At 34.1% G+C, this 24,957-nt stretch carries 22 protein-coding genes, 1 pseudogene and 1 riboswitch; of the genes and pseudogenes, 12 read left to right on the forward strand and 11 right to left on the reverse strand.

Annotated features, from left to right (window positions below):
- Positions 1–30: 30 nt before the first annotated feature.
- The gene (gene cphA, locus ASG22_RS03805) at positions 31–2,658 is read right to left on the reverse strand and encodes a cyanophycin synthetase (protein ID WP_055980845.1); all 2,628 of its coding nucleotides are present in this window, start codon (positions 2,656–2,658) and stop codon (positions 31–33) included.
- A gap of 199 nt (positions 2,659–2,857) precedes the next feature.
- Between cphA and ASG22_RS03810 the strand changes: the two genes are divergently transcribed.
- The 3 genes from ASG22_RS03810 to ASG22_RS03820 all read left to right on the forward strand — a co-directional run bounded on the left by ASG22_RS03810 (position 2,858) and on the right by ASG22_RS03820 (position 5,051).
- The gene (locus ASG22_RS03810) at positions 2,858–3,748 is read left to right on the forward strand and encodes a cyanophycinase (RefSeq protein WP_055980848.1); all 891 of its coding nucleotides are present in this window, start codon (positions 2,858–2,860) and stop codon (positions 3,746–3,748) included.
- A 101-nt stretch (positions 3,749–3,849) separates the two neighbouring features.
- Positions 3,850–4,692: an isoaspartyl peptidase/L-asparaginase gene (locus ASG22_RS03815; protein WP_055980852.1), complete on the forward strand. Its 843-nt coding sequence runs from the start codon at positions 3,850–3,852 to the stop codon at positions 4,690–4,692.
- A gap of 101 nt (positions 4,693–4,793) precedes the next feature.
- Positions 4,794–5,051 carry a YtxH domain-containing protein gene (locus ASG22_RS03820; protein WP_055980855.1) on the forward strand — a complete coding sequence of 86 codons (258 nt, stop codon included), beginning with the start codon at positions 4,794–4,796 and terminating at the stop codon, positions 5,049–5,051.
- 42 nt (positions 5,052–5,093) lie between these two features.
- On the opposite strand, the pseudogene ASG22_RS03825 reads toward ASG22_RS03820, so the two are convergent.
- The 4 genes and pseudogenes from ASG22_RS03825 to ASG22_RS03840 all read right to left on the reverse strand — a co-directional run bounded on the left by ASG22_RS03825 (position 5,094) and on the right by ASG22_RS03840 (position 8,309).
- Positions 5,094–5,896 (reverse strand): annotated as a pseudogene (locus ASG22_RS03825) (class I SAM-dependent methyltransferase).
- A 102-nt stretch (positions 5,897–5,998) separates the two neighbouring features.
- On the reverse strand, positions 5,999–7,363 hold the full coding sequence (gene hisS, locus ASG22_RS03830) for a histidine--tRNA ligase (RefSeq protein WP_055980858.1): 1,365 nt from the start codon (positions 7,361–7,363) through the stop codon (positions 5,999–6,001).
- Between the two features lie 143 nt (positions 7,364–7,506).
- Positions 7,507–7,977, reverse strand: coding sequence for an HRDC domain-containing protein (locus tag ASG22_RS03835; RefSeq protein WP_238586851.1), 471 nt, complete (start codon positions 7,975–7,977; stop codon positions 7,507–7,509).
- Positions 7,977–8,309, reverse strand: coding sequence for a single-stranded DNA-binding protein (locus ASG22_RS03840; protein WP_055980860.1), 333 nt, complete (start codon positions 8,307–8,309; stop codon positions 7,977–7,979). Before ASG22_RS03840 ends, ASG22_RS03835 begins: the two co-directional genes overlap by 1 nt.
- A gap of 171 nt (positions 8,310–8,480) precedes the next feature.
- Between ASG22_RS03840 and ASG22_RS03845 the strand changes: the two genes are divergently transcribed.
- Genes ASG22_RS03845 through ASG22_RS03865 form a run of 5 tightly spaced genes read left to right on the forward strand, consistent with a single transcriptional unit; the run spans position 8,481 to position 11,554 of the window.
- Positions 8,481–9,083: an HPP family protein gene (locus ASG22_RS03845; RefSeq protein ID WP_055980863.1), complete on the forward strand. Its 603-nt coding sequence runs from the start codon at positions 8,481–8,483 to the stop codon at positions 9,081–9,083.
- Positions 9,084–9,088: 5 nt separating this feature from the next.
- Positions 9,089–9,433, forward strand: coding sequence for a DUF2116 family Zn-ribbon domain-containing protein (locus ASG22_RS03850; RefSeq protein WP_055980865.1), 345 nt, complete (start codon positions 9,089–9,091; stop codon positions 9,431–9,433).
- Positions 9,434–9,458: 25 nt separating this feature from the next.
- Positions 9,459–10,367, forward strand: coding sequence for a TIGR01777 family oxidoreductase (locus ASG22_RS03855; protein ID WP_055980868.1), 909 nt, complete (start codon positions 9,459–9,461; stop codon positions 10,365–10,367).
- Between the two features lie 9 nt (positions 10,368–10,376).
- Positions 10,377–10,958 (forward strand): GDP-mannose pyrophosphatase NudK, encoded by a 582-nt coding sequence (nudK, locus tag ASG22_RS03860; RefSeq protein WP_055980871.1) that lies wholly within the window; start codon positions 10,377–10,379, stop codon positions 10,956–10,958.
- Positions 10,959–10,975: 17 nt separating this feature from the next.
- Positions 10,976–11,554, forward strand: coding sequence for a hypothetical protein (locus ASG22_RS03865; RefSeq protein WP_055980875.1), 579 nt, complete (start codon positions 10,976–10,978; stop codon positions 11,552–11,554).
- Positions 11,555–11,607: 53 nt separating this feature from the next.
- Here ASG22_RS03865 and ASG22_RS03870 read toward each other — a convergent pair whose 3' ends face one another.
- Positions 11,608–12,069, reverse strand: a complete 462-nt coding sequence (locus ASG22_RS03870) for an Lrp/AsnC family transcriptional regulator (RefSeq protein WP_055980878.1) — start codon at positions 12,067–12,069, stop codon at positions 11,608–11,610.
- Between the two features lie 153 nt (positions 12,070–12,222).
- Positions 12,223–12,407: riboswitch (cobalamin riboswitch) on the forward strand.
- Positions 12,408–12,580: 173 nt separating this feature from the next.
- Between ASG22_RS03870 and metE the strand changes: the two genes are divergently transcribed.
- From metE to ASG22_RS03890, 4 genes are all read left to right on the forward strand, one after another.
- Positions 12,581–14,896 (forward strand): 5-methyltetrahydropteroyltriglutamate--homocysteine S-methyltransferase, encoded by a 2,316-nt coding sequence (metE, locus tag ASG22_RS03875; protein ID WP_055980881.1) that lies wholly within the window; start codon positions 12,581–12,583, stop codon positions 14,894–14,896.
- A 98-nt stretch (positions 14,897–14,994) separates the two neighbouring features.
- Positions 14,995–15,789: an Abi-alpha family protein gene (locus tag ASG22_RS03880; protein WP_055980883.1), complete on the forward strand. Its 795-nt coding sequence runs from the start codon at positions 14,995–14,997 to the stop codon at positions 15,787–15,789.
- Positions 15,790–15,791: 2 nt separating this feature from the next.
- Entirely contained in the window at positions 15,792–16,133 is a 342-nt protein-coding gene (locus ASG22_RS03885; protein ID WP_055980886.1) for a hypothetical protein, read from the forward strand.
- A gap of 207 nt (positions 16,134–16,340) precedes the next feature.
- Positions 16,341–16,787, forward strand: a complete 447-nt coding sequence (locus ASG22_RS03890; RefSeq protein WP_055980888.1) for a KTSC domain-containing protein — start codon at positions 16,341–16,343, stop codon at positions 16,785–16,787.
- Positions 16,788–17,289: 502 nt separating this feature from the next.
- On the opposite strand, the gene ASG22_RS03895 is transcribed toward ASG22_RS03890, so the two are convergent.
- From ASG22_RS03895 to ASG22_RS03915, 5 genes are all read right to left on the reverse strand, one after another.
- Positions 17,290–20,478, reverse strand: coding sequence for an efflux RND transporter permease subunit (locus ASG22_RS03895; RefSeq protein ID WP_055980893.1), 3,189 nt, complete (start codon positions 20,476–20,478; stop codon positions 17,290–17,292).
- 6 nt (positions 20,479–20,484) lie between these two features.
- The gene (locus ASG22_RS03900) at positions 20,485–21,546 is read right to left on the reverse strand and encodes an efflux RND transporter periplasmic adaptor subunit (protein ID WP_055980895.1); all 1,062 of its coding nucleotides are present in this window, start codon (positions 21,544–21,546) and stop codon (positions 20,485–20,487) included.
- A 6-nt stretch (positions 21,547–21,552) separates the two neighbouring features.
- Positions 21,553–22,905, reverse strand: a complete 1,353-nt coding sequence (locus ASG22_RS03905) for a TolC family protein (RefSeq protein WP_055980899.1) — start codon at positions 22,903–22,905, stop codon at positions 21,553–21,555.
- A gap of 97 nt (positions 22,906–23,002) precedes the next feature.
- Positions 23,003–23,596 (reverse strand): TetR/AcrR family transcriptional regulator, encoded by a 594-nt coding sequence (locus ASG22_RS03910; RefSeq protein ID WP_055980902.1) that lies wholly within the window; start codon positions 23,594–23,596, stop codon positions 23,003–23,005.
- A gap of 285 nt (positions 23,597–23,881) precedes the next feature.
- On the reverse strand, positions 23,882–24,706 hold the full coding sequence (locus ASG22_RS03915) for a S1 RNA-binding domain-containing protein (RefSeq protein WP_055980905.1): 825 nt from the start codon (positions 24,704–24,706) through the stop codon (positions 23,882–23,884).
- Positions 24,707–24,957 lie beyond the last annotated feature (251 nt).

Below are 24,957 nucleotides of genomic sequence, written 5' to 3' on the forward strand. Positions count from 1 at the left end.
ATCTTCGATGCCGCCGAAATTTTTTAAATATTATTGAATATTATCTTCCTGTAATTCTCTCGCTTGGTATTCCTGAACAAGATCAATCGCATTAGAAATAACATCGCTCAAAGCAGTGATAAAAGTTCCTTCTTCTGCCATTCCCATAGCATGTTTTAGCGCTTCTATTTCTTTAGGAATCGTTTCATAACTTACATTTCTGCCAGAAGACTGCATTCCTTCGATGATCAACCCGTTGATTTCTTCTTCGGTTCTTCCACGGAGATGTTTTTCGTTTCTGATGATAATATGATCAAACATTCTTCCTGCGATTCTGCCACATTCTCTGATGTCATTGTCTCTCCTGTCACCTACTCCGGAAATAATTCCTATTTTCTTGTGAGATTCTACGCTTTTAAGATAATCTTCAATCGCCTCGTAACCTGAAGGATTATGAGCAAAATCAATTAAAACTTTAAAGTTTTTAAACTTAAAAACATTCAGTCTTCCCGGTGTCAATTGAGCACTCGGAATAAAAGTTCTTAACGAATTGGAAATATCTTCAATTCCGAAACCGTAAAGATAACAAGCCAAACTCGCTGCCAATACATTCTCGATCATGAATTTTGCTTTGCCTTCCATGGTAATCGGGAAATCTTTAGCTTTACCAATTCTGATCTTCCAGTCGCCTTTCTTAATCGTTACAAAACCTTCTTCATAAACACACGTCGTTCTTCCTTCTTTTGCAAACTTCTTGATATGCGGATTATTTTCATCCATACTGAAAATAGCTACTTTACTGTGAAGATCATTCACAATTCTCATAGAATATTCATTATCGGCATTAAGGATGCTCCATCCTGTTTTCTTTACACTGTCAAGCACTACTTTTTTTACCCTCGCCAGATCTTTTAGATTATGAATATCATTCAACCCCAAATGATCCTCCTCAATATTGGTTAAAACACCGATATCACATTGAGAATACCCCAATCCTGAACGTAAAATCCCTCCTCTTGCAGTTTCCAGAACGGCAAATTCTACTGTCGGATCTTTTAAAATAAACTCTGCAGAAAGCGGACCTGTTGTATCTCCTTTAGTCAACATGGTATTCTGAATATAAATCCCGTCGGAAGTCGTGAAACCCACTCTGTAGCCGTTACTTTTTACAATATGTGAAATTAATCTTGTTGTTGTCGTTTTTCCATTGGTTCCAGTTACCGCAATAATCGGAATGGTAAAAGGCTTACCTTGAGGATATAACATATCTACAACCGGCGCCGCAACGTTTCTCGGAAGTCCTTCGCTTGGAGCCAAATGCATCCTGAATCCCGGAGCAGCATTTACTTCGATAATCGCAGCACCACTTTCTTTCAAAGGTTGGGTGAGGTTTTCTGCCATAATATCAATTCCGCAAACATCAAGACCGATAATCTTTGATATTCTTTCTGCCATCGTGATGTTTTCAGGATGAACCATGTCTGTAACATCAATTGAAGTTCCTCCGGTTGACAAATTTGCTGTTGATTTTAAGTAAACCACTTCCCCTTTATGTGGAACAGTTTCCAAGGTGTACTGAAGTTTTTCTAACAGTTCTAAAGTATCTTTATCTACCTCGATTTCCGTTAAAACATTTTCATGTCCGTATCCTCTTCTAGGATCTTTATTTTCTTTTTCAATTAATTGCTGAACAGTCATTTCACCGTCTCCTACAACGTGAGCAGGAACTCGTCTTGCTGCAGCAATCATTTTATTATTAATGACCAAAACTCTGAAATCATATCCGGTAATATATTTTTCAACAATTACTTTTTTAGAATATTTCTGAGCATGCTCCATTCCTATTTTTGCAGCTTCCCAATCGTTTACATTAATAGATGAGCCTTTTCCGTGGTTTCCGTCCAAGGGCTTTAAAACAATCGGATAACCAATCTTCTTGATCACTAAATCTAACCCTTCTTCATCAACAATCAAATCTCCTATCGGAACCGGGATTGCTGCATCGTGAAGCATTCTTTTTGTTAATTCTTTATTACATGCAATATCTACGGCAATAGAACTTGTATTTCCTGTAATTGTTGCCTGAAATCTCTGCTGATTTACCCCATAACCAAGCTGTACCAAGGAGTTAGTTCCTAATCTTATCCATGGAATTCTTCGTGAAACGGCTTCTTCTACAATACTTCCTGTAGAAGGACCAAGGCGAACTTTTTCTCTGATTTCTTTTAACTTATGGATACAAGCATTTAGATCGTATTCTTCATTATTAATTAAGGCAGATGCAATTTTCACTGCTTCTTCAGCAGCATAAATTCCTGCATTTTCTTCAATATAATTAAATACAACATTATAAACTCCCGGAGTTTTTGTTTCGCGCGTTCTTCCAAAACCAACTTCCATTCCTGCCAACGTCTGGATTTCTAAGGCAATATGCTCTATGACATGCCCCATCCATGTTCCTGTTTCGATACGGTGAAAAAAACCACCTTCTACTCCTTCAGAACATCGGTGAGAAAATAATGAGGGAAGAAGCTTTTCTATCCTTTCTCTGAAACCTTCAATTTTATTGGTAGGAAAATTTTCCATTTCTTCAAGGTCCAGCCTCATCTGTATCAGCTTTTTTCTTGTGATACTCCAGATATTAGGTCCGCGCAATGCCTGTATCTTCTCAATTTTCATATTCTGTTCGCATTTTTTTAATAGTTGACAATAACTCCATTTAAAATCAAAGATAATGTAAAACCCGAAACGAAACTATACCACACTTAAGATTTATCAAAAAATAAATAAAAATTATTAGCAATTATAAAATCCTCAAAATCAATTTAAACAAACTTCAATTTCATTAAATGTTAATTATTTTTTAAATTTGCAAACTATGACGAAGCCTATCGGAAAATTAATTGTTATCGGAGGAGCTGTGAATAAAGGCAGCTTTGCAGAAACCGATTTTGATCAGAATATAGAAAAGAACCTGAACTTCTTCGAAAGAGGTATCCTTAGAAAGATTATTAATGAATCTAAACTGAAGGAAAATTCTGTCATCGAAATTATTACAACTGCCTCTCAAATTCCTCAGATTGTAGGAACGGAATATAAAAAAGCATTCGAATTTCTGGGTGCTAAAAATGTCAATATTCTTGATATTCATAATCGTGAAGAAGCCAATTCTGATGCGATGGTGGCTAGAGCCAATGCCGCAGATGTGGTGATGTTTACAGGGGGCGACCAGTTAAGATTAACCTCTATTCTTGGCGGAACAAGATTTCACGATGCCATTTTATTAAAATATCAGGAGCAGGATTTTATTTATTCAGGAACTTCAGCCGGAGCTGCAGCCGCTTCTGAAAATATGATTTATCAGGGAAGCAGTTCCGAAGCATTGCTGAAAGGTGAAATTAAAACGACTCAAGGTTTAGGTTTAATTGATAATGTAATTATTGATACCCACTTCGTACAAAGAGGAAGAATCGGACGTCTTTTTCAGGCTGTGGTAAATAATCCTAGAACGTTGGGAATTGGTTTGGGGGAAGATACTGGGCTTTTCATTCATAATGATGTAATGACTGCTGTTGGTTCCGGATTGGTAATTTTGGTTGACGGAAGATTTATTAAAGACACCAATCTTACCAATATTAATCTGGGTGAGCCGATTTCTATTGATAATTTAACCGTTCATGTACTGTCGATGAATGATCATTATGATCTGACAACAAAAACATTAACGATTGAAAATTCTCAGTTCAATCCTATACCGCAAGATAAATAGAAAGTCAATTAAGAATGGTAAAATATGAATTTTGCCAGCAACACTTTTATTCTTACTTTTAAAATTGACAATTGATTATTCACAATTGACATTATAATATTATGAAAATAATCATCCACGGTGGTTTCTTCTCTGAAAGCGACCAAAGCCACGAAGTAAAAGTCGCCAAACAGGAATCTTTAAAAAATATCGCTCAAAAGGCTTTTGAATATCTTCAGTCAAATTCGGCATTCAGTACCGTTGCATATGCAGTTTCTTTGTTGGAAAACGATGAATTGTATAATGCAGGAACCGGTTCGCAAATTCAGAGTGATGGTATAATTCGTATGAGTGCTGCTATTATGGATGGTGAAACACAGAAATTAAGTGGCGTTATCAATATTCAGGATGTAAAAAATCCGATTTTTGTTGCGAAAGATTTAATCAATGAAGATGACCGAGTTTTAGGAGGAAATGGTGCAAAAATTTACGCTAACGAAAATGGTTTTGAAAATTTTTCAACTGAAATTCCACAAAGACGAAAAGAATACGAAGCAAAACTGAAAAATGGTGGAAAAGGAACGGTTGGCTGCGTAGCAATTGATAAAGACGGAAAATTAGCCGTCGCAACTTCTACAGGAGGAAAAGGTTTTGAAATTCCGGGAAGGATTTCCGATTCTGCGACGGTTGCCGGAAATTATGCCAATTCTTTTTGTGCTGTAAGCTGTACCGGAGTGGGTGAAGATATTGTAAGTAATGCCACCGCTACGAAAATCGTAACAAGAGTTACAGACGGGATGTCATTAGAAAATGCTTTCACAAAAACTTTCGATGAACTAAAAAATATTGACGGCTTTGCAGGTGCGATTGCTATTGATAAAGATGGAAATATCTGTCATAAAGACTCTTATCCTACAATGGTTTTTGCAAGTTTTGACGGTACAAATTTTGAAATCTTTAATTAATTTTAACATTATTTTATAGTCCTGTATTATTTTTTGGCACGTATTTTACATATCTATTTGTATAAGAATTTAAATATTAATCACTTAAAAAAATAGAAATCATGGGAAATAAGACAACAGGTTTATTAGCCTTAGTAGGATTAGGAGCATTGGCATATTGGAAATACAAAAAATCGACTCCTGAAGAGCAGCAAGCAGTAAAAGATAAGATTAATACTGCAAAAGATAACTTAAATAAGTGGGGAAATGATCTGAAAAGTAAAGCAAATGATGTTGCTTCACAAGCTCAGAATAAAGTAGACGAACTTAAAAGTAAAGCTCAGGACGCTGCCAATAAAGCACAGGAAACTATTGGATAATCATAGTTTATTTAACATTCATATATAGGAGTAGATCGTAATTTATAAATTACGATCTATTTTTTGTGCAGATAATGCAAAAACAAGCGGAACTTTATTTCCAAACTTCGGAATTCTCCATTTTCCCTTTTCAAATTCTTCCACATGCTTAAAACAGGGATAAGGTGACCAGTCAAATTCTCTGAATTGTTCTATCTGAATATCATTTTCAATTAAATTTTGCAGAACTTCTGCCAAAGAATGATTCCACATGACATACTCCTGAACAATATCGGCAGATTGATCTGCATAGGTGCCTTCATAAGTTTCTACAATTGGTTTTTCATTAAAATAATTGTACTTCACTCCTTCAAAATCATCATCAAACATCCATACAACCGGATGAAACTCTGCCATGATAAATTTTCCGCCAGGATTTAGAAAATGATTAATAATTTTCGCCCATTTACCTAGATCCGGAAGCCAGCCAATTGTTCCATAACTAGTAAAAACAATATCGAATTTTTCATCCAACACATTCGGAAGATTATATAAATCTGTGCAGATAAATTGAGTGTCAAACCTTAATTTTTGTGCCAACTCTTTTGCTTCATCAATGGCTTTATCGGACAATCTATTCCCGTCACCTTTGCTCCCATTCTTGATAATGAAATAGAATCCTGTCCAAAATGACACTGTAAATGCAGAATTTTTTTGTCTTTTATATCTCCTAAAAGTTCAAGCTCGATGGAATTAAGAGAAGTTCTTCCCTTTAAAAATTCATCAACAAAATAAAAATCAGATTTTAAATGCGGTTCTACTTTGGTATTCCATGAGTTTTTATTGATTTCTAAATAGTTTTCCATGAGTTAATTTTGAGATAAATTTAAAAAATATTGCAATAAAAAACCTGAATAAAAATTAATTTACAATTTCTATTCAGGTAATTATTTATTAAAATAAAAAGTTTATCCTAAAAACTCTTCCAAAGAAACAGTTTTCTGTTCTCCGGCTTCAAGATCTTTATAAGTAATATTTCCGTTTTTTATCTCTTCTCCTAAGAAAACAAGATTTTTAATTCCTTTTTTCTCAGCATAGGTAAACTGTTTTCCAATTTTTGCAGCTTCAGGATAGATTTCTGCGGAAATTCCTTTTTCTCTTAATTGTTTAATTAATTTTAAAGCTTCCGATATTTCATTTCCACCAAAATTAGCAAACAGATAATCTACTTTTGTCGTCGCATCTTTAGGGAAAAGACCTAACTCTTCCATAACGAGATAAATTCTGTCGAGACCAAAAGAAACACCGATTCCCGGAATATTTTTCACTCCAAAAACTTCCGTAAGGTTGTCATATCTTCCGCCTCCGCCAATAGAACCCATCTGTACGTTATTTGCTTTTACCTCAAAAATAGCACCTGTATAATAATCTAATCCTCTTGCTAATGTAATATCAAAAACAAGATTCTGAATATCTACACCTAAATTCAACGATTGAATAATTACAGTTTCCAGTTCTTCGACACCTTTTAATCCGACTTCATTTCCTTCAAATTTTTCTTTTAACTGAAGAAGATTTTCCAAAGCATCATTCGATTGGGTGAATAAGAAATCTAATTTATCAATCGATTCCTGAGCAATCCCTCTTTCCAGTAATTCTTTTACAACACCATCTTTCCCAATTTTATCTAATTTATCAAGAGCAACTGTAAAATCAATTAACTTATCGGTAATCCCTGCAAATTCTGCTAAACCTGAAAGAATTTTTCTGTTGTTAATATGAATCGTCACAGAAACTCCAAGCTCCGCAAATGATTTTAAATACAACTGAACCAAATCCACTTCCTGCAAAAGACTTTCACTTCCTACAACATCTGCATCGCACTGATAAAATTCTCTGTATCTTCCTTTCTGAGGACGATCTGCTCTCCAAACCGGCTGAATTTGGTAGCGTTTAAAAGGAAATGTCAGTTGGTTATGATTCATCGCCACGAATCTTGCAAAAGGTACGGTAAGATCGTAACGAAGGGCTTTATCTGTAAGATTGTCTGAACTGAAAGGCCTATCCAATGCTTTTTGAAAATCAAGAAGCATATTGTTTTTCTTGTCCTCCTTTGCTTCATTAATACTTGAATTTAATATCTTAAAAATGAGGCGATCTCCTTCTTCTCCGTATTTTCCCGTTAAAGTCGAAAGATTTTCAAAGCTTGGTGTTTCCAATGGCTGGAATCCGAATAATTCAAAATTTTTCTGTAAAATATTAATGATGAATCGTCTCCTTGCCACTTCCACTGCCGTAAAATCTCTCGTCCCTTTTGCTAAACTTGGTTTCATTTTATAATTGATAATGATGATTAATATGTATAATTATTGCAAAAATAGTGAATTGAAAAGACTTTTAACAGTACAAAAAGCCGGAGAATTAATTTTCGCCGACTTTAATTTCAATCATTGTGCTTTAATTTATATTTCCAAAATCAAATACTTTCTAGAATTTCCAATATTTCTTCACCATAATTTTCTATTTTATGTTTTCCAAAACCTTTAATGTCAAGCAATTCTTCTTTCTTTATAGGTTTATATTTCGCAACAGACATTAATTCTTTATTTGTCGCAATAAAATAGGATGGCAAATTTTGTTCTTTTGCTTTTTCCGATCTCCAGTATTTTAAAGCTTCGAGAATTTTTTCTTCATCTGAATTTAACGGTTCACTTTCTGCAGAATATTTTGCATTTTTTGATTCTTTTACCGTATTCTGAACAATTTTAAGTTCATCAAAATATAATACAACCGACCAATAATTTTCATCATGTACAAAAGCAGTTTCCACTTTTGTAATTTCATGAGATTCTAAAAAAGCATCCAATGTTCTCTGATCTTCATAAAGAAATTCTTCCGGTAATCTGATTTTAAAAACTTTTACTTTCATGATTTGTGTTTTTGCCATTATTTACTTCCTAAAAGCAGAATTTCATCTACTTTTATTTCTGTGATATATCTTTTCACTCCATCTTTGTCGTCATACGATCTGTATGTCAATTTTCCTTCAACGGCAATCTCTTTTCCCTTTGGAACATATTTCTGAAAAATTTCCGCCGTTTTTCCAAAAGCTACTAATGAATGCCATTGCGTTTCCTCTACTTTTTCTCCTTTGGCATTGGTATAATGATCTGTGGTAGCCAACGAAACAGTTGCTTTTACATTTCCGTTTTCGAAGCTTATCATTTCAACTTCTTTTCCCGTGTGACCAATAAGTGTTATTTTATTTCTTAGTGACATAACTATTTAATTTTAAGATTAATAATCAGATAAGAGACGTTCACCGTTTTCTCAAATCTCTGTTACAAAGATTGTTGAATTGTGAAACTAAAGTCGGGAGTAAACTATTTAAATACGTTTGTAGTCATTTGAAAACGGATAATTTTGTATCTTTAGCCTAAATAAAATTTAATGAAGAAAACCATAAAAAGATCATTAAGAGTCTCAAAATATGTAATTTATAAGGAAACTTTGGTCGATTACAAAGAACATTTCTGGTCTTTTCTAGGAGCATTTTTCGGAATTGGGATTATCGCTTTTATACAGTCGCATACTTTATCTTCTACAGAAAACATCTTCCTTATCGGTTCTTTCGGAGCTTCAAGTGTTCTAATTTATGGAGCTATCCAAAGTCCGTTGGCACAACCAAGAAATTTAGTTGGAGGTCATGTGCTTTCTGCTTTGGTAGGCGTAACTATTTATAAAATTGTTCCGGATATTATCTGGCTTTCTGCACCTTTAGCAGTAGCATTTTCTATTATATTGATGCAGTATACGAAGACTTTGCATCCGCCGGGAGGCGCAACAGCCTTAATTGCTGTAAGTTCCACAGGGAAAATTCCTGAATTAGGGTATTGGTACGTGATTTCTCCGGTTCTATCGGGATGCATTATATTATTGATCATTGCGTTATTTTTTAATAATCTTACATCAAACAGAAGCTACCCGACTCACAGCAGATTTTTAAAATTACTAAAGAAAAAACACGCACATACACACAAAATGAAAAAATAAAAATTATGGAATGTATAGAATGTGGCGAAAAAATTATTGGCAGATCTGATAAAAAATTTTGTAATGATGCCTGCCGAAATGCCTATAATAACAACCAAAACAAAGATTCTAATAATCTGATGCGAAATGTAAACAACAGACTGCGCAAAAATTACAGAATTTTAGTTGAAATAAATACCGACGGAAAAACAAAAGTTACCAAATCTAAGCTTGATGGCTTGGGTTTTGATTTTGATTATTTTACTAATCTTAAGGTTTATAAAAACGGTTCCGAATACAGATTTATTTACGATTACGGGTATAAGCTTTTGGATGATAATTTTGTTCTGATTGTAAAAAATCAAGCATAATCAGTATAATTATAAAATTATTTACATGAAAGAAATCGTTCTGATTACAGGAGCCAATGGTCTAGTCGCTCAAGAATTATCAAAAAAAATTGAAAAAGAATACACTGTTCGATTTCTAACCCGTAAGAAAAAAAACTCCAGCGACTTTGAATGGAATATCAAAGAAGGAACAATTGATGAAACTGCTTTTGAAAATATTTCTCATGTTATTCATCTGGCGGGAGCCAATATTTCAGAAAAAAGATGGACTGATGAACGAAAAAAAGAATTAATTTCAAGCCGTGTTGATTCTGCAAATCTGATTTTAAAAACTTTGCAAAAAAAGAATATTCGATTAAAATCTTTCATTTCAGCATCAGGAATTAATTATTACGGAACACAAACAACAGAGAAAATTTTTACAGAAAATGATGATCCAGGTAATGATTTTTTAAGTGAAGTTGTTGTTTTATGGGAAAAAGCTGCTGATAATTTCAAAGAACAAAACCTTGCTGAAAGAGTTGTAAAAATCCGAACAGCTGTTGTACTGTCTGAAAAAGAAGGAGCACTAAAGAAAATGCTTCCTACCATAAAAATGGGTATTGGCTCACCTTTGGGAAGCGGAAAACAATATATGCCCTGGATTCATATTAAAGATATTTGCTCGATTTACGAATTTGCTTTAAAAAATTCAGAATTGGATGGGGCTTTTAATGGTACTGCACCGGAGCATACAACTAATAAAAATTTGACAAAGACAATTGCAGAGGTTTTAAAAAAACCTTTATTTATGCCTAATGTTCCCAGCTTTGTTTTAGAATTATTGTTCGGTGAATTGTCAGTTGCTGTGTTAGAGGGTTCCAGAGCTTCTTCGGAAAAAATTAAAAAAGCAGGGTTCCAATTTGAATTTCCTGAATTAAAATCAGCTTTGAAAGATTTATTAAATAAAGATTAGAAAAAATTTATGCGAGATATTAACGTTAATATTGAAAAAACAGAGATTTTATCAGACAATTGGTATACTTTAAAAAAGGTAACATTTACTATTCAGAAGAAAGACGGAACCGTTGAACTGCAAAGTCGTGAGGCTTATGACAGAGGAAACGGCGCTGTGATTTTACTCTATAATAAAAATTCTGATACGGTAATTTTAACACGACAATTCAGATTGCCAACTTTTATCAATGGAAATCCATCCGGAATGTTGATTGAAGCCTGCGCCGGATTATTAGATGACGATGATCCAGAAGAATGCATCAAAAGGGAAACTGAGGAAGAAACAGGCTATAAAATTTCTAAGGTAGAAAAAATATTTGAGGCTTATATGTCGCCCGGTTCTGTAACTGAAATTCTCCATTTTTTTATCGCAGAATATTCTAAAGAAATGAAAATTGCCGATGGCGGCGGTTTAGATGAAGAAGGTGAAAATATAGAAGTTCTTGAACTATTGTTTAATGACGCATTAGAAATGATCGATTCAGGAGAAATTAAAGATGCAAAAACAATTATGTTACTGCAATACATAAGAATTAAAAATATTCTTTAAAAAATTAATCAAAATTTATGAAACTAATATATACGTTAAGCCTTTCTTTATTTTTGTCTGTCTATGGTTTCGGACAAAAGATTGAAAAGGCAGGTCCTAAGGATAAAGTTGTCATTGAACATTTTAAAAATGATTATAAGAAGAAAAACTACAAAAAATTTTCGGGAAATATCACTGTAAAAGATAATCAGGTTAAATTTGACGACAAAGTAATCTATTACGACAAATCAGATAAAATCATAGAATTACTTTTGAAAGAAGGATTAATTTATCCTCAGCTTTTAACCGATTATCAAATCGATAAATTTGAAAACGAAGACAGCGACAGAACACAGAAAAGATTTGCCCGTTTGCAAAAAAACTGGAAAGATGCCTTTGAAGTAAATAATATTAAGTTAAGTAACCCTTCTGAGTTAAGTTTTTTAAGCTCCGACGAAAAGATTAAAAGATTTAAAATTTTATGCAAAGACAGCAAATTTCCGAATATGATGGTTTATTATGTTGAACTGACGGATAAAAATGCTACAAAAGATACTTCAATACAAGATTTTATAAAAAACTCAAAACTGACTTATATTTACCAAAAAGCTGAATAAAAAATTTAAATTTCAAAAAATTCCACTAAAACATTTAACTATCTGATATCATATTAGATACTTACTCCATGCGTATTTTTCACCTCCGCCATCACAAATGTGCTGTGTGTACTTCCAATGGAGTCTACGGAACCTAATTTGTTAAACACAAAATCCTGATAATGTTTCATATCTCTTACCTGGACTTTCAATAAAAAATCAAAATCACCGGAAATATTATAACATTCTGCTACTTCATCGATTTGTAGAATATCTTTCACAAATTGGTTTCCCACAGAACGATCATGGATTTTCAATTTAATCTGACAGAAAACGGTAAATCCACGGTTCAGTTTTTCAGCTTCCAAAACAGCGGAATAATGTTTAATAAATCCCTCCTGTTCAAGTCTTTTTACTCTCTCAAAAACCGGAGATGGAGAAAGGTTTACTTCTTTGGCAAGCTCTTTCACCGTTAATTTTGCATTTTTTTGAAGGATTCTTAGCAGTTGAAGATCCTTTTCATCAAGTCTTTCCACAGAATAATATTCTTTTAATGATTTACATTTTCAAATTTAAAGAATAAAAATCTTTTACAAACAACTAAAACCAAACAATATCCTTAATTTATAATATTAAGCCAATCAATTAACTTTAATATTATCTTTACCAAAGAAATTGTTCTTTAACATACTTCATCAAACGGAAAAGGTTTTACATAAGATAAATTAATAGGGAATCGTGTGAAAATCACGAACTGTCGCGCAACTGTAAGTAACATACCAAAGGTTTTTGTCCGAATGATCCACTGTGCAAACGGGAAGGATGATAAAAACTGTTACAAGTCAGGAGACCTGCCTCTTCCGAATGAACAATGCTCTCGCGGTTGGAGCTTTAGATCAAAAAGATGATATATTTGAACGTATTTCCGTTAATGGAAAAATTACGTCCTTATTATATCTATTCAAATCCTAAAAATCTATTCTAAGAAAGCGTTTCGAAGCATCTGAAGAACTTTTACAGTGAAATTAATTTAAAAGTTTAAAAGAAATGCAAACACACATCCTTGGCTATCCGCGAATTGGTAGCAACAGAGAACTCAAAAAAGCCTGCGAACAATATTGGGCGGGCAAGATCACTTCGGACGAAGTATTAGAAGTTGGAAAAACGATAACTCAAAACAACTGGAAACTGCAACAGGAAGCAGGAATTGATTTAGTTCCATGCAATGATTTTTCATATTACGATCAGGTTTTGGATATGACTTTAACGGTTGGAGCCATTCCTGAACGTTATCAGGAAATTGCGTTCAAAAAATCTGAATTAGATCTGTATTTTGCCATGGCAAGAGGTTTCCAGAAAGACGGTTTAGACATTACTGCAATGGAAATGACGAAATGGTTTGATACCAATTATCATTATATCGTTCCTGAATTCCATAAAAATCAGGAATTTAAATTATTTTCCAATAAAATTATTCAGGAATATATTTCTGCAAAACAAGCGGGAATTAATGCAAAACCTGTAATTATCGGTTTATTAACGTATTTATTATTAGGAAAAGAGAAAGAAGAAGGTTTTGACAGATTAGATTTAGCTAAAAACTTGCTTCCGGCTTACATTCAAATTTTAAAAGAACTGGAAAACCACGGTGCAGAATATATTCAGTTTGATGAACCGTTTTTAGCGTTGGATCTTACTGAAAAAGCAAAAGAAACCTATCAATTTATTTATGCTGAAATCAGAAAACAGTTTCCGAATCTGAAATTCATTATCGCAACTTATTTTGAAGGTTTAAAAGACAATCTTTCGTTGGCAACTACCCTGCCGATCGATGTTTTGCATATTGATCTGGTTCGTTGTCCTGAACAATTGGATGAAGTTTTAAATATAATTCCGAATACATTGAGCCTTTCACTAGGAATTGTTGACGGAAGAAATATTTGGAAAAATGATTTCAGTCAGTCTTTGAATTTAATTAAAAAAACAGTTGAGAAAATTGGTTTAGAAAGAGTTTTTATCGCTCCTTCTTGCTCATTGCTCCACGCTCCTTTTGATTTGGATTCAGAGAAAAATGAAGATATTTTATCTCCTGAAATCAAGCAATGGATGGCTTTCGCAAAACAGAAAGTTAATGAAATAGTTATTTTAAAAAAATTAGCATCAGAAAATCCGGATTACAGTACTTTACAGAAATTAGCCGAAAGTAAAAAGTCAATTGAAAACCGTAAAATATCCACATTAATTCACAATCAGGATGTAAAAAACCGTGTTGATGTGACAACTGAAGATGATACACAGCGAAATTCTCCATTCAATATCAGAAAAGAAACTCAGCAATCTGTATTAAACCTTCCTTTATTTCCGACAACTACAATTGGTTCGTTTCCACAGACGAAAGAGGTAAGAAACTGGCGTTCTAAATTTAAAAAAGGTGAATTGAATGCCCAACAATATGATAATTTATTGAAACAGGAAACCGAAAGAACAATCCGTTGGCAGGAAGAAATCGGGATTGATGTTTTGGTTCACGGAGAATTCGAAAGAAACGATATGGTTGAATATTTTGGAGAACAATTAGCAGGATTTGCGTTTACTCAAAACGGTTGGGTTCAAAGTTACGGAAGCCGTTGTGTGAAACCTCCTGTGATTTTCGGAGATGTTCACAGACCGAATCCGATGACGGTTTATTGGTCGGAATACGCTCAATCTTTAACTCAAAAATGGGTAAAAGGAATGTTGACGGGACCCGTGACGATTCTTCAATGGTCTTTTGTACGTGATGATCAACCTCGTTCATTGACTTGCAAACAGATTGCATTGGCGATTCGTGATGAAGTAAATGATCTGGAAAAAGCGGGAATCAGAATTATCCAAATCGATGAACCTGCAATTCGTGAAGGGCTTCCATTAAGAAAATCTGACTGGCAGAATTACCTGAAATGGGCGGTTGAAACCTTTAGAATTTCAGCAAGTGGTGTGGAAGATGCGACACAGATTCATACACACATGTGTTATTCTGAATTTAATGATATCATCCAAAATATCGCTGATATGGATGCCGACGTGATTACGATTGAGTGCTCCAGAAGTCAGATGGAATTGCTGAATGCTTTTGCAGATTTCAAATATCCTAACGAAATTGGACCGGGAGTTTATGATATTCACTCGCCGAGAGTTCCGTCGAAAGAGGAAATGGTAGAATTGCTGAAAAAAGCACAAGCCGTCATTCCGGCACAGCAACTTTGGGTAAACCCTGATTGCGGTTTAAAAACCCGTCATTGGGATGAAACGGAAAAAGCGTTGATTGCAATGGTTGAAGCTTCGAGGGAAATGAGTGGGGAGTTTGCTTTGCAGAGGATTTAATTTATTGATATTTATTTTTTTCGGGAGCCTTTTAGGGCTCCTGTTTTTTTGTTTTTCTTTTATTTATTTTTTATATTAGAGAATATTAAATATTATTTATGCAAGAAAAGAATAATAGCTTAGACATATTAGGAATTAAATCTTTAGGAGATGCTACAAACACGATAATAACTAAATCAATAGATGGAGTTGAATCATTTTTGAAGATTGTTTGCAAACCAGCATTTGAAGAATTTGGTTTAATGTTAGGAGATAAAGTCAGACATTGGCGTTTAAATAATGCTATTAATGTATTAGAAAAATCCCAAGACAAATTGGAATTTAGAGACAATAAATTAGAATTAAAAATTAATCCTCGAATTGCTTTAGGTATTATAGAAAATGCATCTTTAACTGATGAAAATGAATTACAGGATTTATGGTCTGGGCTATTTGCTGCGTCTTGTAACCACGATGACAAAAATGATGAAAATATAATTTTCATTGATTTTCTCAAATCAATAACTTCTTCTCAAGCAAAAATCTTAAAATATATTTGTGAAAATTCAATAAAAATAATTTATGATAATGGCTTAATGGTTTCTGAAAAACTCACTTTGGAAGTGGAAACATTAAAAGAAATTTCAGATATACATAATTTACATAGGCTTGATAGAGAATTAGATTATTTAGTACATCTAAATCTAATTGGACAAGATATTTTTAATGGTAGCGGTGGGATCAAAATTTCGGATTTTACAGCAAATGTAACCCCAACAACTCTTGCTCTGAATCTATATGTAAGATGCCATGGATATAATGGAGACCCTCAATTTTATTGGACAAGTAACATTGTTCATAAAAAATCATCGGAAATAAAGACTATTACAGTAATTGGTTCAGAAGCAAAATAATAATGACAACCAAAGAATTCGTAAAAAACTTCTGCCAAGAAAAACAAAGTATTCTCAATTCATGTTTTGATAATCAATCAGAATATAAAACTCTTGTTTCAACAAAAATTGAAGAATTAAGTCTAAATAAAATTCAAACTGAGAAATTAAAGGAAATATTTTCTGATCTTTTGACGGATACTTTTTATAGTATTCTACATGGTTTAGATGGATCTGCAAGTATTGGAAACTCACAGGAAAGTTTTAAAATATTTGATGAAGATGATAATTTAATTTCTGATGGTAGCGGAGATTTAGAAGGGTTTGCGTATGAATATTTTCATGGAAACAAATTCCCCAAATAATATAAAAAATATGTACACTTAATTACGCTTCTAAAGAAGCTCGATTGAACATTACATTAAAAATCCAAGAATTACAGGTCAATCAAAAGATACAGATTACAATAGAATATAAAATTATTTTTAAATCTAAATAAATAACAATCAAAAGCTTACGATTTTCGAAAATAAAACCTTAATTTTGCACCCCGAAATAAGGAATATATTGTTATGAAAAAAATAGGTGATTACAGAAAGCTTCTTGAAGTTGATAAAACTGTTACTTTAAAGGAACTAAAAACGATTTACAGGAATACGATGAAAGATACGCATCCTGATAAATTTGTGAATGATGAAGCAGGAAAGCTTGAAGCAGAAGAAAAAAGCAAGTCTGTGATTGAAGCCTATCATTTTTTGGTAAGCATTAATCCGGAAACGCAGGAAAAATATAAAGAAGAATATACTGAGACTACTACAAAATCTAATATTCAGGATTTTTATCTGGAGAAATCTATTTTGACGGTTCAGCATTTGAACGGAAATATTTACGAATATATCGGTGTTCCAAAAAATACGTATATTAAAATGGTGAATGCAGATTCTCCGAGCCGTTTTGCAAGAAGACATATTTATGGAAGTTTCATCTACAGAAAGTCTGGTGAGGCAATGGTTGATTAATTTCTGATCCAAAAAATATATAAAGCTTTCGATTGATTTCGAAAGCTTTTTTATTTGAAGGTTTATTGGAGAAGAAAGATTCTCGTCAGTTCGAGTAAAAATTATTTGTAATGAAATGAAGAATAATTTTGTATCGAGAACGATAATAGTTATGAAAAATTCGCTCATCATTCAAAAGTTCTCGATACATTTTTTCAAAAACCTACTTGAACTGACGTTGTAATTGTAACCAAATAGTGACAGTCCATAAGTTCAAGTGTTTTTCGTAGCAAAGCGGAGAAAATGTATCGAGAGCCGATGAATCATAAAACTCGACCATTTAATTACAAACTTCTCGATACATTTTTTTCAAAAATCTACTCGAAATGACGTTGCGTGATGAGCTTATCTATTTATCTTTTGAGGTTCTGTAAAACATTATATTAGTTGAGAACAAATATCAATGTAATAAAAAAACCGCATCATTGCTGATACGGTTTTAGGTTAATTAAAGGTTGTTATATTAGTCTACGTGTTTCGGCGTGTAACCGTCTTCACTTAGTTCTTTATGCTCATACTCAGCTTTCATTTCAGCATCATAATCAGGTTTTTCACCTTTACCCATTCTTCTTAAAATTGAATCAAATAGTGAATATACTACCGGCACAATAATTAAAGTTAAGAATAGTGATGAGGTCAAACCACCAATGATTACCCAAGCTAATCCGTTGTTCATCTCCGCTCCTGCTCCTTTTGCAATCGCAATTGGGATCATCCCGAAGATCATCGCAATGGTTGTCATCAAGATCGGACGAAGACGGGCATGGTTGGCCTGAATCAAAGCGTCGTGTGTATTTGCACCTGCTGCTTTTCTCATATTGGCAAAATCTACAATCATAATTGCATTCTTCGCCACCAGACCAATCAACATGATCATCCCCAACATCGTAAAGATGTTCAGTGAATTTCCGGTGATGGCAAGAATTACCATTACCCCGATCAATGCCAATGGAATTGAGAATAATACCACAAACGGATAAACAAACGAGTCATACAACGAAACCATTACCAGATAAACCAATACGATAGCCGCCAATAATGCGATTCCTAACGTACCGAAACCTTCAGTCTGGTTTTCCATATCACCACTCCAAATGTAAGATACACCGGCTGGCTTCGTCTTTTCGTTATCCATAAACTGAGCTGCCCATTCGTTGGCAACATCTCCTACAGGACGACCTACCACTTTAGATTTTACCTTTACAGAAGGTGCCTTATCTCTACGCTCCAATAAACTTGGTCCTGAACCCATTTTTACATCAGCAAACTGGCTCAATCTTACCTGCTCTCCTTTCGGATTAGTAAACATTAAGTTTCTAACATCATCAATAGATTGTCTGTTGGCATCACCAAAACGGATGTTGATATCATATTCATATTCTCCGGCTCTGAATTTTCCGTCTGTATTTCCACTGAATGCCGTCTGCATCGTTTGTCCTACATTAGAAAGATTTAAGCCTAAAGAAGCCATTTTATCTCTGTCAATATTCACCTGAACTTCCGGACTTCCAGAGTCAGTTGATAACTCTGCATCTACAGAACCCGGTACTTTTTTAAGCAATTCAAGAATTCTGTTCGCTTCTTTGTTTGCTGTTGCATTATCCTGAGCGGTTACTACCAATTCAATTGGTGCGTTGTCCGCTCCCATCAATCCGATAGGTGCTGTTTTAAATTCAACGCCTGTAAATTTCTCTTCTAAAGCTCTCTTGATTTTAGCTGATTTGATGTCGGTACTTTCGGCACGTTCAGATTTATCAACTAAAATCACCTGAATTTCTGACTGATACAACGTTGCCTGTGCTCCACCGAAACCTGACGACTGCTGACCAACCGTTGTAATCATATCTACAACATCCTTATCATTTCTGAGGTATTTTTCAACGGCAAGAGTGACTTGGTTTGTCTTTTCTACAGAAGCATCTTTTGGTAATTCCATCTGAACAAGGAACTGCCCCCTGTCCATTTTAGGGAAGAATTCACCACCGATAAATCCGAATGCAACCAACATGAAAGAAGAAATTAAAATAATAAATGTTACAATAACAGTCATTACTCTTCTTAACGTTGACTTTAGAGCCCATTCCAAAATTCCTGTAATCCAGTGTGTGAATTTCTCTAATTGCTTTTCAAACCAAAGGATAAATTTTTCGAAAGGATTTTTTCCTGTTAAATGCACCAACTTTCCAAATCTTGAAGATAACCAAGGAATAATCGTAAATGATGCCAATAACGAGAACATTGTCGCAATAACTACCGTGACACAGAATTGTGCCAAGATATCAGCCACCAAACCTGAACTCATCGCAATCGGTAAGAATACCACCACGATTACCAATGTAATTGCCGTTACGGTAAATCCAATTTCTGAAGCACCATCGTATGCTGCACGAATTCTACTTTTACCCATTTCCATGTGACGGTATACGTTTTCCAATACCACAATCGCATCATCTACAAGGATACCTACTACCAATGAAAGTCCCAATAAACTCATTAAGTTTAAGGTATATCCCATAAGATACATTCCGATTACGGTTGCAATCAGCGACATCGGGATTGAAACCATAACAATAAATGCATTTCTGATGTTGTGAAGGAACAATAACATTACGACTGCTACCAAAATAATCGCTAAAAATAAATCGAAAATTACGTGGTCTGCCGCTTCAAGCGTAAAATCTGTTGTATCATCTACAATATTGATTTTAACCCCCTGAGTTTTATAATTATCCTGAACCTGACCGATTGTTTTCTGAACCAATTCTGAAACCGACACTGCATTGGCATCAGATTGTTTTTTTACCTGAAGTAAAATCGTTGAATTCTGGTTGTATCTTGCTACTTTTTCAGTATCTTTTTGTGTATCGAAAACCGTTGCAACATCAGACAAACGAACCTGAGCTCCATCTTTATTGGAAACCACAAGATTGTTCATTTCTTCAACATTTCTGTACTTTCCGGAAAGTCTGATCGTAGATCTTGAAGTTCTTGTCTTCAAAGCTCCCGTCGGGAAATCTAAGTTGGAAGAAAGAATCGCCTGCTGTACATCTGCAATCGCAAGACCATACCCCTGCATTTTCTTTTCATCTAAACTCACCTGAATTTCTCTTTCCTGTCCACCCACAAGCGTAACCTGAGCCACACCGTTTACACGGGAAAAGATCGGTTCTATTTTCTTATCTAAAAGGTCATAAAGATCTTTATTATTCAGCTTATTACTGGAAATACTCAACGTCATGATCGGTAAATCATCCAATGAGAATTTCTGTAATGATGGCGGATCTGCATCATCAGGAAGGTCTGCCAAAATAGCATTTACCTTTCTTTGAGCATCATTCAATGCATAGTTTACATCGGCACCGGTGTTCAGCTGAACCATGATTACCGATAAGCTTTCGTAAGATGAAGATTCTACTTTTTTTACGTTTTCCAAAGAACCAACGGCATCTTCAATTTTTCTGGTTACCGAAGTTTCCACCTCAGCAGGTGAAGCTCCCGGATATACCGTAGAAATCGTTACCATGTTTGTTTCAAACTTCGGAATCAATTCGTACCCCATCATGGAGTAACTTAGTAAACCTCCCAGCGTAAGAATCGTAAATAATACGATAACGAGGGATGGTCTTTTAATGGCTATTTCTGCTAACTTCATCTTCTCTTACTTTACGATATTGATTTTTGATCCGTTATCAAGGTTGATCTGTCCGCTGGTAATTACCTGTTCGCCTCCGTTCAATCCGCTTAAGATCTGAACTTTATCACCGTATACTTTTCCGGTCTGAACTTTAATTAATTTAGCAGTTCCGTTGCTTACAATAAATAACTGTCCTGAACTTACCCCATTTACGAAAGCTTCCGCAGGAACGGTTAACATATTCTGAGTTTCAGCACCGTTATTGGTTTTAAACGTTGCCGTTGCATACATCCCTGCCTTTAAGTTTCCTTTGTTCTGAACTTCAATTTCCACAGGGAAATTTAAAGAAGCATCACTTTTAGGTGCAATAAATGTAATTCTTCCGCTGAAAGAATCATCTGGTAAAACATTTACGTTAATTGGCACTTCTTGTCCTAATGCAATTCTACCAATCTGACTTTCGTCAACCAAAACTGAAAGTTTTAAACTGTTAATATTAACAATTTCAAACATTGCTGTTCCTATAGAAACCACAGTTCCCGGTTCAACCATTTTTTTGTTGATTGTCCCACTGATTCCCGCACGGATGCTTGTATCATTTACTCTTACACCCTGAGCTCTTACCGCTGCCTGCGCATTTTTTAACTGTAATCTTGAATTATCTACCTGCTGTTTGGTAACACCTCCGGTTTTGAAAGCATTTTCATAACGTTGATTATCACTGATCGCATTCTGTAAATTGTTTTGAGCCTGCGTAACGTCTACCTCAATGGCATCTCTTTTAATCGTTGCCAATGTCTGACCTGCAGATACTCTTGAACCCTCTTTCACCAAAACGCTTACGATACGTCCTGCAATTTCAGAAGATTGCTGCATTTCTTGTTTTGGAAGGAAAGTTCCGTTGGCTGTATAATCAGTATCAATATTTTCTCTTGCAACTGTTACCACATTTACGTTGATTTTATCAACCTGCTTGGCAACTTCTTTTACTTCTGTTTGCTGTTTTTTCTTATTATCAGCAATTTTCCATGCTGCCAAACCGACAAGCACGGCTGCCACGATGATATATATTAAAGTCTTTTTCATAGTTTATTACGGGTTTTGTAGTGTGTTTAATTCTCCTTTTGCTTTAATTAACTTAATTTCAGCCTGTTTGTAATCCAATAGTGCGTTTGCATAATTCTGTTTAGCCTGTGTCAATGCATTTTCAGCATCCAAAACTTCTGTCAACGTTGCCAAACCATACTGATAATTGGATTGAGTATTTTTCTGTACTCTTTCTGCCAATCCTACATTGTCTTTCATGCTTTCTATATTAATCAATGCATTTTCTATATTGGTGATAGCATTTCTATAATCTAAGCTTAAAGTCAACTGCGTATTCTGAATATCCTGATCCAAATCCTGAATATCGATTTCTGCCTGATTGATCTTCGCTTTTGTAGCTCCTCCAGTAAAAATCGGAATATTTACATTTAAACCAATTGCTGAATAATCACTCCAAAGAACTCCATTTTTAAGTCCATTAGTTAAAGGGAATTTTGCTCCTGTTGCACCCCAACCGTAATTTGCCACCAAATTTACCGTAGGATACAAATATGCTTCTGTTGCTTTTTTATTGAATACTAAAAGCTCTCTGTTTTTATTTAAAACTTTTACTTCCGTACGTTCATCTAAGTTTACAGTGCTCGCAATTAATTCAGGTTTAGGCTCGATTGTTTTCTCTTCAAGCTGAATTTCCGTAGAAATAGGAATTCCCATATAAAACTTCAACGCATTTTTTGAAAGTTCAACTGAGTTAATTAAAGATTGTTTATTTGAACCGATGTTGGTTAACTGAACATTTGTTCTGTCTAAGTCGATAGCTTTTGCCAACCCGTTATCAACCAAACTTTTGATTACATTTCTGGTTTTCTCTGTATTAACATAACTTGCTTCTACCGTTTTCAGATTTTCTTCCTGTACAAACACCTGATAATAAGCTGTTGCGACATTTTCGATAATCTGTTCGTTCGTAAGTTGAGCATTTAACACATAAAATTCTCTTGTTGATTTTGCAGCTTTAAGACCTGTAAAAACTCTTTGGTCAAAAATCGCCTGTTGAACCTGTACAGAAGCAGTTGAGCTCCAAGGTTGCCCCAACTGAGCTCTGATTTTCTCTCCTCCAAATTCAAGCAATGACTCCTGAATAATCGGATTGTAAGTTACACCCGCCGTAGCACTAATCTGCGGTAAAGCACCGGCTCTGGCTTCATCAATTTTATATTCGGCTTTTTTGATCTGTAAAGCAGCTTTTTTGGCTTCTGCTTTATTCTGAAGTGCCTGTTTGATGGCTTCCTGAAGAGAAACCTGCTGTTGCGCAGACACTGATGAAAAACCGAAAATCATAAATGCAGCCGCTATCCCAATTTTTAGCTTATTTGCAGTTATACGTTTTCTTTTCATAATCTTATACTTCGTTTATTTTTTTAATGTAGTTTTTTGTCTCCTATGTTATTATTTTTAAATGACGAATCATTTCTTAAAATACTTTAACATTTTTTTAATTTTTAAACAGCATATTTAAAATGATGCTTTTTCTTTCAGAAATAATCTTGTCAAATTCTTCTTCGTCTATCATCAGATTTTCCATTAATAGAGGTCTTACAGCACTCGGAAAAACCAATAAAGAAACCATATTCAGCACAAATTGAATTGGTTTCATGGGTTCTATATTTCCTAATTCCATTTCCTTTTGTATATCACTGTACATTTTATTGAGTTCATTTTCTTCAATGTCTCTTTTATGGCAGTTTCCTTTGTTGATCTGGGTTACGATATACGTTTCTAAGTAAGGATACTGTAGACTTGTCGACAAGCTTCCTTCTATGAACTGCCCGATTTTTTCTTTAAAAGGCAGATCGGAATTCATAATAATTTCAGATTTTTCTTTTTCTACCCGATGTGCTTCATCAAAAATTATCTGGATCAAATTATCTCTTGATCGGAAATAATAATTAATCAATGTTCTGTTAACACCGGCTTCATCAGCAATCTCCTGAGTTGTAGCGCTAAACTTCCCTTTTACAAAGAATAAATTCTTTGCAGTCTCTTTTATTAGTTCCTGCGTTTGGTCTTTTTTTTCTTGTTTTGACATTTTTGTTAAACAATTTTGTGCAAATATAAATCAATCAATCGTTTTGACAAAATTGTTAAACAAAATAATTAAACAAAATTGTATGATATGCATCAGGTTTTTGCAGAATTTGAAAAAATTGCTATCCGTTAATTATTGCATATAGAGAGGTTTGAACAAAGACTTGTTCAAAAATTGAGTAGAAAAATCAAGTAAATCCTAAACTCTTTATTGAAGGAACAGTATTTAAAATTACTTATTTAAGAGAATAAAAAAACGGAGCAGAAATTTCTGCTCCGTTTTTTATTATAACAATCGAATTTTACCTTCTAAAATATCGATGATTTTATCTTTATACAGTCCACCAACTGCCTTTTTGAAGTTCTTTTTACTCATCTGAACTTCATCTTTAATTTCTTCCGGTGAAGATTTGTCAGAAAGATGAAGCAATCCGTAGTTTTCTTCCAGCTTATCAAGAATTTTCTGTTTAAACTCATCAATATTTTCAAAACCTTCGGGTTGTAAGGATACGTCTATTTTACCATCTTCACGAATATCCTTAATATAACCGCCTTCTTCAGATAAAGGATACAATTTTTTGAAAACATCGGAAGTATAAATTAATCCTATATATTTTTTGTTGATGACCACATTCCAGCCCAATTCGCTTTCATTCATGATAATCAAATCAACTTTATCACCTTTCTGGAAAGGCAGATTTTCATATTGTGGATTTCTTTTGAACTTTGTCGTTCCGGTAATTAAATCTAAAGTTTCATCGACATACAGATGAACCAAATATCTTTTTCCTTCAATGATTTTTGACTTCTGCTGTTTGTAAGGGATAAATAGATCTTTGATAATTCCCCAATCCATAAAAGCACCGCTAGGAAGACTTTGAACACAGCTCATCACGGCAAATTCATCCACCTCAGCCAATGGAATTTCTGTAGTTGCCTTTAATTTATTGTCGTCCTGGTAAACGAAAACTTCAATTTCATCATCAATTTCCTTATCATCCTGAGCGAAAATTTTAGGCATAAAAGCCTTTTCTCCGGCTTCGTCTGTTAAGATCCATCCTGAATGATTTTTTTCTGAAATTTTTAAAGTCTGAGTTTTTCCGAGTTGCATTGATGATAAAATTAGTCGACAAAGGTACGGAAATATAAAGTGAAATTGCAAAACTGAAAATCATATCATAAAAAAGAGAAGATTATGACCTCTCATTTAAGATTTTGAAATAAAATCCATTAATTCTTTCTTGCTGCTTTCAAAATCAATGCATCACCAACTATATTTTTCGTAATCTTTTTTAAATATCGCTGTCCATTTTTATTCGCAAAAAAAGAGAAACCAAAACTGATTTCTCTTTATATCTTTAA

This window comes from Chryseobacterium sp. Leaf405, from assembly GCF_001425355.1.
In the GTDB taxonomy this organism is placed as follows: Bacteria; Bacteroidota; Bacteroidia; order Flavobacteriales; family Weeksellaceae; genus Chryseobacterium.